The sequence below is a fragment of the Staphylococcus ureilyticus genome (assembly GCF_025558845.1).
GTDB lineage: Bacteria > Bacillota > Bacilli > Staphylococcales > Staphylococcaceae > Staphylococcus > Staphylococcus ureilyticus.
Genome location: NZ_CP094825.1, coordinates 2,544,683 through 2,556,779, shown reverse-complemented (window position 1 = coordinate 2,556,779; position 12,097 = coordinate 2,544,683). Strand labels below are relative to the sequence as shown.

General features: G+C 30.9%; 16 protein-coding genes and 1 riboswitch. Of the genes, 9 read left to right on the top strand and 7 right to left on the bottom strand.

The features are described from left to right. Positions 1-89: 89 nt before the first annotated feature. Both MUA21_RS12570 and MUA21_RS12565 read right to left on the bottom strand, forming a co-directional pair. On the bottom strand, positions 90-1,394 hold the full coding sequence (locus MUA21_RS12570) for a TrkH family potassium uptake protein (protein WP_107526132.1): 1,305 nt from the start codon (positions 1,392-1,394) through the stop codon (positions 90-92). A gap of 93 nt (positions 1,395-1,487) precedes the next feature. Then, on the bottom strand, positions 1,488-2,225 hold the full coding sequence (locus tag MUA21_RS12565) for a poly-gamma-glutamate hydrolase family protein (protein WP_258085683.1): 738 nt from the start codon (positions 2,223-2,225) through the stop codon (positions 1,488-1,490). Between the two features lie 392 nt (positions 2,226-2,617). On the opposite strand from MUA21_RS12565, the gene MUA21_RS13280 reads away from it, so the two are divergent. The 3 genes from MUA21_RS13280 to merA all read left to right on the top strand — a co-directional run bounded on the left by MUA21_RS13280 (position 2,618) and on the right by merA (position 4,928). After that, positions 2,618-2,857: an SRPBCC domain-containing protein gene (locus MUA21_RS13280; protein WP_336606221.1), complete on the top strand. Its 240-nt coding sequence runs from the start codon at positions 2,618-2,620 to the stop codon at positions 2,855-2,857. Positions 2,858-3,184: 327 nt separating this feature from the next. Then, on the top strand, positions 3,185-3,619 hold the full coding sequence (gene hypR / locus MUA21_RS12555; RefSeq protein ID WP_046207067.1) for a redox-sensitive transcriptional regulator HypR: 435 nt from the start codon (positions 3,185-3,187) through the stop codon (positions 3,617-3,619). Then, entirely contained in the window at positions 3,606-4,928 is a 1,323-nt protein-coding gene (gene merA, locus MUA21_RS12550) for a hypothiocyanous acid reductase MerA (protein WP_064263536.1), read from the top strand. Before hypR ends, merA begins: the two co-directional genes overlap by 14 nt. Before the next feature lie 104 nt (positions 4,929-5,032). On the opposite strand, the gene MUA21_RS12545 is transcribed toward merA, so the two are convergent. Continuing rightward, positions 5,033-5,209, bottom strand: coding sequence for a hypothetical protein (locus MUA21_RS12545; RefSeq protein WP_164987250.1), 177 nt, complete (start codon positions 5,207-5,209; stop codon positions 5,033-5,035). 213 nt (positions 5,210-5,422) lie between these two features. Between MUA21_RS12545 and MUA21_RS13275 the strand changes: the two genes are divergently transcribed. Beyond that, the gene (locus tag MUA21_RS13275) at positions 5,423-5,656 is read left to right on the top strand and encodes a hypothetical protein (RefSeq protein ID WP_336606220.1); all 234 of its coding nucleotides are present in this window, start codon (positions 5,423-5,425) and stop codon (positions 5,654-5,656) included. Positions 5,657-5,883: 227 nt separating this feature from the next. Here MUA21_RS13275 and MUA21_RS12535 read toward each other — a convergent pair whose 3' ends face one another. Further along, complete coding sequence (locus tag MUA21_RS12535; protein ID WP_019469882.1) at positions 5,884-6,108, bottom strand: hypothetical protein; 225 nt, start codon at positions 6,106-6,108, stop codon at positions 5,884-5,886. Between the two features lie 259 nt (positions 6,109-6,367). Beyond that, positions 6,368-6,465: riboswitch (guanidine-I (ykkC/yxkD leader) on the top strand. Between the two features lie 52 nt (positions 6,466-6,517). Between MUA21_RS12535 and MUA21_RS12530 the strand changes: the two genes are divergently transcribed. The 4 genes from MUA21_RS12530 to MUA21_RS13385 all read left to right on the top strand — a co-directional run bounded on the left by MUA21_RS12530 (position 6,518) and on the right by MUA21_RS13385 (position 9,611). Continuing rightward, positions 6,518-6,844 carry a DMT family transporter gene (locus MUA21_RS12530; RefSeq protein ID WP_064263538.1) on the top strand — a complete coding sequence of 109 codons (327 nt, stop codon included), beginning with the start codon at positions 6,518-6,520 and terminating at the stop codon, positions 6,842-6,844. Beyond that, entirely contained in the window at positions 6,844-7,158 is a 315-nt protein-coding gene (locus MUA21_RS12525; protein WP_064209633.1) for a DMT family transporter, read from the top strand. The genes MUA21_RS12530 and MUA21_RS12525 overlap by 1 nt, the downstream gene beginning before the upstream one ends. 189 nt (positions 7,159-7,347) lie before the next feature. Beyond that, positions 7,348-7,974, top strand: a complete 627-nt coding sequence (locus tag MUA21_RS12520; protein ID WP_262561444.1) for a LysE family translocator — start codon at positions 7,348-7,350, stop codon at positions 7,972-7,974. A 93-nt stretch (positions 7,975-8,067) separates the two neighbouring features. Further along, a protein-coding gene (locus MUA21_RS13385) for an IS3 family transposase (RefSeq protein ID WP_437129139.1) occupies positions 8,068-9,611 on the top strand; the annotation gives its coding sequence in 2 pieces (ribosomal slippage) (positions 8,068-8,742 and positions 8,745-9,611; 1,542 coding nt in all). A gap of 133 nt (positions 9,612-9,744) precedes the next feature. Here MUA21_RS13385 and MUA21_RS12505 read toward each other — a convergent pair. Then, positions 9,745-10,110 carry a DUF4870 domain-containing protein gene (locus MUA21_RS12505; RefSeq protein ID WP_064263540.1) on the bottom strand — a complete coding sequence of 122 codons (366 nt, stop codon included), beginning with the start codon at positions 10,108-10,110 and terminating at the stop codon, positions 9,745-9,747. A gap of 109 nt (positions 10,111-10,219) precedes the next feature. Here MUA21_RS12505 and MUA21_RS12500 point away from each other — a divergent pair, with 109 nt between their 5' ends. Next, positions 10,220-10,798, top strand: a complete 579-nt coding sequence (locus tag MUA21_RS12500; protein WP_046207061.1) for a histidine phosphatase family protein — start codon at positions 10,220-10,222, stop codon at positions 10,796-10,798. A gap of 54 nt (positions 10,799-10,852) precedes the next feature. Here the strand turns inward: MUA21_RS12500 and MUA21_RS12495 are convergent, their stop codons facing one another. Together MUA21_RS12495 and MUA21_RS12490 are read right to left on the bottom strand one after the other, a co-directional pair. Next, positions 10,853-11,068 carry a hypothetical protein gene (locus MUA21_RS12495; protein WP_046207060.1) on the bottom strand — a complete coding sequence of 72 codons (216 nt, stop codon included), beginning with the start codon at positions 11,066-11,068 and terminating at the stop codon, positions 10,853-10,855. A 326-nt stretch (positions 11,069-11,394) separates the two neighbouring features. Further along, a complete protein-coding gene (locus MUA21_RS12490; RefSeq protein ID WP_064209632.1) occupies positions 11,395-12,015 on the bottom strand; it encodes an NDxxF motif lipoprotein in 621 nt (206 codons plus the stop codon). Positions 12,016-12,097 lie beyond the last annotated feature (82 nt).

Genomic DNA, 12,097 nt, shown 5'->3' with positions numbered 1-12,097 from the left:
GGTTTGGTTAGATTGTACTGAAACGAATATTTATGTGAAATAGAAACAGACCAGAAATTAAAAACTAATTTCTGGTCTGTTTTCATTTTTTATAGATGCACATTTTCTTTAGCATAATAAAATTTTTGCTTTTTTTCAGTAATAAATAATTGGAGAAATGTAAGTATACCCATTTTACCTATTAACATTGTGAGTACAATGACTATTTTCGTAGGGCTATCATATAATGTCGTGAAATTCATCGATAGCCCTACGGTGCCGAAAGCGGAAATCACTTCAAATAATACTTTAGAATAAGATATTGCCGAATTCAAATAACTTACAATAAATGAGATAAATATAACAAATGTCCCGGCAGAAAATGTAATGGCCACAGCAGTTTTTAATGTATGGTCATGTATAGATTTTTTGAAAATAGAAGAGTGTTGTTCGTTTTTTAATGTACTTTTTATAAATAATAACGTTAAGACTAAACTTGTTACTTTAATACCACCTGCAGCACTGATAGGGGCGCCACCAATAAACATTAAAAGCATTAATAATATTGAAGTAGGTGGTGTGATTTGTCCGATATCGACACTGTTAAAACCAGCAGTTCGTGTCGTAACAGACTGAAAGAATGAAGCGCCAAGTTTTTCTAAAAATGATAAATGCATCATAGAATGGTTATATTCTAAAAAGTAAAACACAACCCAACCAATAAATATGAGTATGACAGATGTCGTTAATACTATTTTTGAGTGTACGGTTAATTTACTTAACTTTCTTGTTGTAGCGACGTCTAAAAAGACAAGCGGTCCAATACCACCCATGATGATAAGAGCTGGAACGATTATAGTTATTATAGGGTCATTAACAGTGCGCATCATATTATCACTAAATAATGAAAAACCAGCATTATTAAAAGCAGAAATTGAAGTAAACACACTTAAAAATAGCCCTTTACCAAAGCCATATTTTGGAATAAATGATAGTGCGATACATATTGCTCCAATGAATTCTGTAAGGATACTATAAACGACGAATTGAAGAATCAATTTGATGACGCCACCAGGTGTTTCAATGTTCCAGGTTGTCATAATCAAATAACGGTTTCTTAAACTGATTTTTCGATGCATCAGTATCAGTGTTAAAAGTGTTACCGTGACTATTCCTAACCCACCAATTTGAATAAGTAATAAAATAATAGTATCGCCTAACCAATTAAATTGACTAGATATATCTATAGTCGCTAGGCCAGTAACTGTAAATGCACTAGCAGAGATAAAAAATGCGTCTACAAAATCTAAAGGTTTTACACCTGTGATCGGTAAATATAATAATAAGGTGCCAACGATTGTGGTGAATAAAAACAACATTAAATACATATATAATGGTTTGTTTAATAGTCTCATTTTTAAAGTCCCTCGCATTTTAATAATGAGTATTTTATACTCATTATTAAAAAAGCAAGTCAATTGATAGAAGTAAACTGAAAAAATTAATTTTTAAGTTTGTGAACGAATGCCTTTAGTGACGGCTTCAGCGAAATCATAAATTGAATTTCGGTATTTGTTCGTGTTTTCTCTCGTCTTTCTGTTTAAATTGTCTTTTTTGAAAAATGATTTTCTAATAGATGTAGATATCTCCAGTTGAACACCAGAACCTGAGTTATTTTCATTGATGAAATTTTTAGAAGAACGGCCATTAATATTATTTGGACTTTTTTCTACATTAAATCCTTCTTTTTCTAATTCTTTTTTTATGGATTGCGCCATTTTTTTATCCTGGCCGCCGATATAAACGATATCTTTATCACCTTGAAATCCGTGTATTGAGATAGATTCTTGAGAACGATTTGTCATTTCTTTCAATTTAGGATCGTCAAAATTGGTAGATGTAATATGCAATTGTTTGTTACTTGATTTTAGTAAGCCTTCAAAGCTATATAAATTAAAGTCTCCTTTTTTAGAAATGATTTTAGCTAATTCGGAGGTGCCCGGTTCTATACCGCCACCATGTATCGCAGTAATAAGTATATCTTTATTATTTGTTTTTTTAACATTTCTTTGCCAATCACGCTGTTTCACTGTATCTGATTTTAATTGAGCGAAATTTTGATATTTATCTTGATTGGGTGACTGGTTATTGTTCCATATGTATGTAAAATATAGACTAACTAGTATGATGCCAACAATAACAAGCATGACTAAATAATATACGTAAGTGCTTAGAATATTTTTCATCGTTAACTCCTGATCAAAAGTATTTACTGACTAGTAAAGTATAACAAATTTATTAATGCTGCATAGATTATATGTTATTTACAATTATGTTAATAACATTGTAATGAAATTTACATATTAGGGTATGAAAGATATAGAGTGAATTATTAAATTGAAAATGAAATAGCTTGGATATTTTAGAAAAAGTAATAACGACGGCATGGAGAATAAAACATGTACTGACCGAGCATTTATGATAACCATGTTTATGAATTTATGATCAACGCTAACATGTGCGGTTAGTCTTTCCTGTTCGGTCAATCACGCTGAATGCCTTAATAAGATATAGTGATGTGTTTTTATGATTGAATGATTACAAAATAATTAATTTTAGAAGAAAGGTTGTGAATTTTTTGGATATAGTAACTAAAATGCAAGTCAATGTATCTAGTGATCAAGTGTTTGAAGCTTTTGTCAATCCAGATTATATAGGAGGATTTTGGTTTTCTTCAAGTTCTGAACGTTGGGAAGAGGGTAAAACAATTACCTTACGATATGAAGAGTATCATGCTGAAATCGATATTTTAATAGAAGATATGGTTGAAAATGAAATGATTCAATTTAAGTGGGGAGATAATCATGTAACAATTTAATTCGATGGTGATGATAATCATACAATTGTAACTACTACAGAAAAAGATATAGAAGAAAATGATGTAGCACGCTTATTAGGCCAAAAAGAAGGCTGGGTATATATGCTTAGTTGTCTGAAATCATATTTAGAATATGGCAATAAAATAAGAGGTGCATTATTGTAACTATCCAACTAGGATTGAAAGCAGGGCAATGTTTAACTTTGATCACGCTTTCAATCCTTTTTATATATTTTTCAAATACCAAAACAAAAATTTTGCACGATATGGTTTAATATGTTTAAATGTAACTATAAAAGTTTCAATTAAAGATAAAAGGTGATTTCTTTGAATTTAGAATTCAATATAGCAGTACATTTACTGACTTTTTTGCTAAAACATGATGATGAGCGTTTTAGCAGCAATGAATTAGCGGAACGTATCTGTATTAATCCGGCTCAATTACGCAGGGTAACTCGTAAGTTAAATCAACACCATTATTTAGCTACTTCTAGAGGTAAATTTGGAGGGTATCAGGCTAATGATATGACAGCAAATGTTAACTTGTCTGAACTATTTGTGATGTTTAAAGAAGATCGCTCAGAAGGACGTTTATTTACTGGAGATGCTGGTAGTGACTGTGAAGTTTCAAGAGAAATTGGCAACACGATGTTTAAGTTTCATCAAAAAGAAGAAGAGCTATTAATTAATTATTATCAAAATGTAACGATTAAAGACGTTTTAAATGAAACGATTAAGGAGGATTATTATGAAAAAGTATGATTTATTAATAATTGGATTTGGTAAAGGTGGTAAAACTTTAGCAAAATTTGCGTCTGGCCAAGGAAAAAGTGTAGCTGTAGTTGAAAAATCGCAAAAGATGTATGGTGGTACATGCATTAATATAGGTTGTATTCCTTCAAAAACACTTGTGCATGAAGGTTTAGCACACGGTTCATTTGAACAAGCTTTTTCTAGAAAATCCGATGTAGTAAATGCACTAAACAGTAAGAATTATCATAATTTAGCAGATGATAATAATATCAACGTATTAGATTTTACTGCAGCATTTAAGTCTAATAATGAAGTAGAATTATTAGATGAAAATGGTGAAGTACAAGAAACACTTACTGCAGAAGATATCGTGATTAATACAGGTGCACAACCAATCATTCCATCCATCGAAGGTGTAGAAACATCAAAGCATTTATATGATTCTACTGGCATTATGGAATTGGCAACACAACCTAAACGTTTAGTTATTGTGGGTGGAGGTTATATTGCACTAGAATTTGCCTCTATGTTTGCGAACTTTGATACACAAGTAACTGTTTTAGAGAAACATGATGATATCATGCCTAAAGAAGATAAAGATATTGTTGCAGAAGTTAAAAAAGATCTTGAAAATAAAGGTGTTAATCTTGTATTAAATGCGGATACAGAGCGTTTTGAAGATAATGCATCTGGCACAACAGTACACACAACACAAGGAAGCTATGAAGCGGATGCGGTATTGTTAGCTACTGGTCGTAAACCGAATACAGACTTAGGTTTAGAAAATACAGATGTTGAAATTGGTGAACGTGGAGAAATCAAGGTAAATCAAAACTTACAAACCAACGTGCCAAATATATATGCATTAGGTGATGTTAAAGGTGGCATGCAATTCACGTATATTTCATTAGATGACTTCAGAATTGTAAAAGATCAATTGTTTGGTAATGGCAAACGTACTACCGAAAATCGCGGTGCTGTGCCATACACTGTATTTATTGATCCACCATTATCACGTGTAGGTTTAACAGCAGAAGAAGCAAAAGCGCAAGGTTATCAAATTTTAGAAAATGCAGTACCTGTAAACACAATTCCGCGTCATAAAATAAACAATGATACAAGAGGTTTGTTTAAAGCAGTCGTTAATAAAGAAACAAGTGAAATATTAGGTGCTACTTTATATGGCTTACAATCTGAGGAAATTATTAATTTAGTAAAATTAGCAATTGACCAACATTTATCTTATGAAGTATTAAAAGAAAATATTTATACACATCCTACAATGGTTGAATCATTTAATGATTTATTCAATATGTAAAGCAAATATTTTTAATAAATATTAAAAAGTTTCTAATCAAAAAGAGCAGGGTTAAGTAATCTAGTGTAACTGGATTACGACCCCGCTCTTTTTTATATGATGATTTATATAATTGATTTAATAATTTGACCTATGAGTCCGAAAATACCGATGATTAAACAGACCACACCAAAGCTGACTAAACTTTGTTTTTTGCCGACACCTTCTTTTTTAGGTGTACGATTATTTATGATGAGCAACACAATACCAACGATAATGAGTAATATTGAAACAATCCACATTTTGCGTCCCTCCTTACTTGTATCGATAAAATAATAACGTCTTTACTATCTCTTTACCCTGTTAACTGCTTATATTAACGCCTTCTTTGCACATCATATCTGTGATGTGACATTAACAGATGAGTTAAATATATTATAAATGATTATGTAATGTAAGGGTATAGTAAGTTATAAAATAGATTAATCCACATAAATGATGAGGGGGTGATAGAGATGAAAATAGATGATACTTATGTATTTGACTCAAATGATTTAGAAGATTTTATAACAATATATCACTCGAATGGTTGGATGGGGCATAATAAGGAAAAGATTAAGACAATTTTTAATGCTAGCACACATATCGTGGTGGCAAAGCATAATGGTAGTGCTATAGGATTAGCTAGAGCCTTATCAGAAGGTGTATTTAACGCAGCTATTTATGATGTTATCGTGGATCAGTCCTAACAAAATCACGGTATAGGTTATGACCTTGTATGTAGAATGATTAAACAATTGGGGCAGGTGTCTTGCGTGCATTTAATTTCAACGCATGGCGTTGAAGGGTTATATTAAAAATTAGGTTTTCGGAAATTAAAAACAGGTATGGACATATATGCAAATCAAAAATTAAAAGATGAGTATACTGATTAATGTCTATCAGCTATACTCACCTTTTTGGTTGAGAATCTAGATTATAAAATATTGTGACTCACATCCTCATGTGAATAATTTTTCAATAGAGAACAACCCAGTGGATGATGACCATTGTCAACGTAATGGTTGATTTCTTCAAGTACATCTAAAATTTCATACTCAGGTGTATTTACATCAAACGTATATTTGAATACTTGCTTCTTGTCAGATAATACAGTTGCAACGAGTTCATTATTTTGCATTTTGTAATTTAATAATTTCATAATAATCCCTCACTTTTATTAATCGTTTTAGTCCGTTTATCAAAATACTCAATTGAGAATAAGTTTCATTGACGACACCATTACATTATAATTATTATAATATAATCCTTATTATACATTAAAATTCATAAAATGTAGAGAGTTTTGACTTAAAAATTAATTTAAAACGCTTTCTTTATAAGAATTAATATAATTTATTATAAACTGAATCATCTTAACTTGAAGTTCGAAGTGTAATTTGATACGATTTCACTAATTGAATAAACCTTTCTAGGGTTCCACAACGATGGTGTTGGTTCGGTCCGAGAGAAAGGCACATATTAATATGTGACACGGAAGGATAAAAGCCTGAGAGATAGTCATCTATACTATCTCCCAGGCTTTTTTAATCTTAAAGGAGGATTTTGTTATGAATTGGTTAAAAATTGTGATTGCAGCACTCTTTGAAGTGGGATGGGTTATTGGCTTAACTCATGCTTCATCAGTATTTGAGTGGATATTGACAGTCATTGCTATATTTTTAAGTTTTTACTTACTTATAGATGCTTCAAAAGTATTACCGGTAGGGACATCTTATGCAGTCTTTGTAGGACTTGGTACAACTGGCGTTACACTAGCTGATTTTATATTCTTTGATCAACCATTTAACCCAGAGAAAATCATTTTAATAATGACATTGTTGCTTGGTGTAATTAGTTTGAAATTAGTGATGACAAATGAAGGGGGGCATTCATAATGGCTTGGATTTTACTGATTTGTGCAGGTATATTTGAAATGCTTGGTATTACATTTTTGAATGCTTATGTGCATAGTCGCAAATATAAATCGCTTGGTTGGATGATAACTTTCTTTGCAATTAGTTTTTTAACATTATCTATTGCTATGAAACAGTTGCCTATGAGCACTGCATATGCTGTATGGACTGGCATTGGTGCTGTTGGCGGAGCAGTTTTAGGTATGCTTTTTTACAAAGAGTCAACGGATATTAAACGAATTATTTGTATTCTAGTTATATTGGGTAGCACTATTGGTTTGAAATTATTAAGTTAAAATTAACTGAGTTATACCACATAAATTATTTTTCCATTTCACGGCTTTCAATGATTGACCATTGACCAAATTTTGGATTTCGTTCATATATTATTTGAACATCACCATAACAGAATTATAAAAGATTTGTTTCGCGTGTTGCGATACCTTGTGCATCTTGATAACCTAATTAAGGTGGAGGTGCAGAAAATGGAAGGATTAGCCGCATTTATAACAATTACTTTAATGATTATTATCGTCCCAGGACCTGATTTTTTCGTCGTGATGAAAAATTCAATCACTTCTGGGAAAGGTAATGGTGCAATAGCAGCATTGGGTATAACGACAGGCCATGTTGTTTATTCTCTACTAGCGGTCTTTGGTATTATTTTTATTTTGGCAAATATGTATTACGTGTTTTTAGTGATTAAAATACTGGGTGCTTGTTACCTTATATATTTAGGTATCAAAAGTATTATTAGTGCACGTCAAAGTATGAATTTTTCAATCACACAAATGAAAGCACAACAAATCAGCTATTTAAGTTCATATAGGCAAGGTTTCTTTAGTACCATTTTAAATCCAAAAGCATTACTCTATTACATAAGTATCTTACCGCAATTTTTAAGTGCGGGCGAAGGCGTTACCACACAAATAGCGGTGTTATCCGCGATTGTAACGACAGTTATTTTATTATGGTTTATTTTCTGTGTATATATTTTTCAATACATTAAATTACTTTTTGCAAACAGAAAGATTAAAGCTATTTTTGACTATACGGTAGGTGCAGTGTTAATTGGTCTGTCGCTTAATTTATTATTTAGCAAAAGTAGTTAATCTAGATTTAACAAAAAAAGCAGCTTGAGGAAACATGATATGCTCCCTTCAAAGTAGACACTTAAAAATGTAAACTTTGAAGGGAGTTTTTTTATGACTCATAGAAAATTATCACCTGAAACTTATCAAAAAGCTTTCAGCTTATATGAAGAAGGATATAGTATGAAAAATGTAATTCAAAAATTAAATTTAAATTGTTCTCCTAGAACATTATTGATTAACTATTATAAATTTAAGAAGCATGGAATAAAGGTGCTTTTACCAATTCAGAGAAATAATACCTACTCAAATGAATTTAAGCTTAAAGTTGTGCACGAATATATAAATGATGGCCTATCTTTAACTGATTTAGTAGTTAAATATAATATCCCCACTACTTCAACTGTAAACAAATGGATTTCAAAGTATTTATCGGGTAAAATATTAAAAACATATTCTCCAAAACCCGAGGTGTATCAATTGAAATATAAATCATTAACATTTGAAGATCGTGTGGAAATCGTTGATTATTATATGAATCATGGTCAATCGTATAAGACAACAGCAAATCATTTTAACATCAATTATAGCCAAGTATATAACTGGGTAAAAAAGTACAACTTGCATGGGTATGATGGGCTTAAAGATGGACGTGGAAAAGGGAAACCCCAGTCTGTATTAACACCTGAAGAGGCATTAAAAGCTGAAATTAAGATACTTAAAGAGAAAAATAAATTTCTTCAAATGGAAAATGACGTTTTAAAAAAGGAAGAAGAAATAGAAAGGAAGTTGATGAAACAGGCATCAGACAAAAAGCATCATACCAAACGGTAAAAGCATTTAAAAACCTTTATCCGATAGCTTGGTTATGTTCAGTATTAAAGATATCACGTTCAAGTTACTATAAATGGTTACATCGCAAACCATCAAATAAAGAAATTGAAAACCAAAAATTGATCAAAGATATCGTTGATATCTACAATAAATACAAAGGCATATATGGATATCGTCGTATATACATATATTTAAGACTTAAACTACATCAAAAAGTAAATCATAAACGTGTCTATAGATTGATGAATCAACTTAATCTAAAATCTACTATCCGCCCTAAAAGAAAACGATATATTAAAACAACACCTGAAATTACAGCACATAATATATTAAATAGAAAATTTGAAGAACAAATCCCAAATAAAAAATGGTTAACTGACGTTACAGAATTCAAACTCAGCAATGGTAAAAAACTTTACTTAAGTGCTATTTATGACTTAGGCAGCAAACAGATTATCAGTCATAAATTAAGTACCTCAAATAACAATAAATTTGTATTAGATACGCTCAAAAAAGCAGTCAAACTTGTGCCGAATACCGAAGGTATACTCTTGCATAGCGACAGAGGATATCAATATACAAGCAGATTATTTAAAGTTACGTTAGAGCAACTTGGTATAAAACAAAGTATGTCACGACCAGGATGTTGCATAGATAATGGACCTATGGAAGGTGTATGGGGAACTATTAAAAGTGAATTGTTTAGAGGAAGAAAAAAAGTGATTTTTAAAGACAAGGCTACAGCAATAAAAGCAATTAATTCATATATAGAATTTTTTAATCAAGAAAGAATAACATTAAAAATGGCTACCCTTATATCGTAAATATAAGGTAGCCATAAACATTTTGTTTTTTTCACTGTCTACTTGACAGGGTGCAGTTCAAACAATATTTTCCCAAGCTGTTTTTTTAGTGTGTTTTTGTGTCTATCGAATATTCAAAAGTAAATGATTTATCTTAGGGGTTAAAATAAGCACTTTCAGAAATTAATACTTTGACGCCACGATAAATATTTTTAATTGTATACCAAATCGTGAATAAGATTAAAATAATTCCTAAAATTATCATTATGACCATAATTGTATGATGTTGTTGATTGACGATCATGCCACCTAAACTTGCAACGATAATAATAAATATCGGTCCTAAATATGTGATGACATGATAGAATAGCGATTTAGCAGCATGCGTGGATGCTGGTTTATCAGCAAAAATCCAAATGATGATAGGTAATATGATTGGAGCAAAAAATATGCTGAAATAACTTACAGAAGCTAAGACACGTCCACCTTGCGTATCTGAATTTAAAGGTTGTTCATTCATTTTTATCACCTCACATTTAAAGTAACAAAAATAAATATTTTATTATAGAAGTTATACTTCATCTAACAAAAATGTTACCTTATTTAAAAATACAAAGGAGTACAAACATATGAAACTATACTTAATTCGCCATGGTGAATCAAAATCCAATTACGATAAAAAAGAAGGAAATCACTATTTTTGTGGCCAATTAGACGTTCCATTAACTGAAAAAGGCGCTCGAGACGCGCAATTATTACAACATCATTTTAATCAAGTCAAAATTGATCATATTTATTTGTCAGATTTAACAAGAACGAGACAAACATATAATGCAATTTTTGATAAAGATATTCCAGCTAGTGTAACGACATTACTGAGAGAACGTTCTTTAGGTCAGTTTGAGGGTGAAAAAGTGAGTGAAATTGAACAAAATGCTCAATTTGAAACTTATTTTAATGGCGGTCCAAACAGTTCATTTAGGCACAGCTTTACTCAAAAAGCACCAGAAGGAGAAAGTTATGAAGATGTTTTAAAACGTGTAGAAACTTTCTTTAAACAAGAGCTAGATACATCTTTAGATACAGTTGTAATCATTGCTCATCAAGTTGTAATTAGATGTTGTTTCGTATACTTAGGTTATGAAAATAAAGCATCTGTTATAGATAAGCAAATTGATAATTGTGTACCTTATGAAATTGAGCTTTAGCTTAGATAAAATGACGTATTAAAAAACCTGAACTGTTTATTTGCTCAGTTCAGGTTAATATCTTTTTGCTGCTGTTAAGCTATCGTGAAATCCTTGGAATATAGTGTTGATATTGTCTAAGAAACTACCAACAATAACTGCGAGTATGACGTAAGTAATGCTTAAAGCAATAGATTTATATGAAATTACGCCATAAGTTTCTTTTTTCTCAAAGAGATTAAAAGCTATGAAGACAGCAGCCATGGCACCTAGTAAAATCGTAATTACCATAGTGCAAACCTCCCTATAAAGTTTTCGGCTGTGCTCCTACGTTTACTGTGTTCAATCTTATAACATAGGATAACAAATACATCTCCGAGAAAAAAAGTCATTTTATATTAAAAAACCTTACAATCATGTAATGTTTTTTACAAATATAAGTCAAGATGAATCATTTAACTTTAAGTAAGCGCTTAAAAGGCTTTATAATGCTGGGAATTGGTATTGTCATCATTTTGTAATGCATAGCACTTCATTTGATATCAATGAAAATGAATTTAATAGTTATTCAAAGAATGTTCACAAATTCAAGTAATTGAATAACCATGAATGATACATTATTTATCTATTGCATCACTTTTAATACCTTTATCTTTAAGGAACTTTTTGATTTTTTCTTGTTGTTTACCGTTTACATTTCCTGCATGTTCTGCTGATACGTCTACAACGTTTAGCGTGTTTTGCGGTTGATAATTTACTTCTTCGATTTGTTTATCAGCATCTTTAATCGTGGTGTTTAACGCAGTGAAATAGTTAATGATTCGATCCACGTCATCTTTATAACCTTTAGGCAGATGATTGTCTTTGACAAAGTTTTTAAATCGCACATCGTTTTTAATCGCATTGTGTGATAAATCAGATAATCTTTTGGCTTGTGCGTCTGTGATTTTAGTATCCGTACCGGTTTGCTTATCTAATTTATACTGTATTAAATATTTATTGTCGAGAATATCTGCATTAACATCTAGATATTTTTTAATCGCTTTGTTCATTTCATCTTCGCTTATATTTTCGCCTTTTTTATGAGAAGCAAAGATATTACTTTCTGTAACTTTTTTGACATTTGAAGGGGCATGTCTTTCACTGTGTTGTTTATCATCATTTGAATCTTCATTAGCACATGCTGTGAGTATGACAGTTAGCATGAGAACGAATGTTATAAGTATACTTTTTTTCATAAAACGTATTGCTCCTTTAAAAATAGTCCAATTTAAATTAATGGATGTGCTTTTGAAATTATAACCTAAGACTATCATTTCA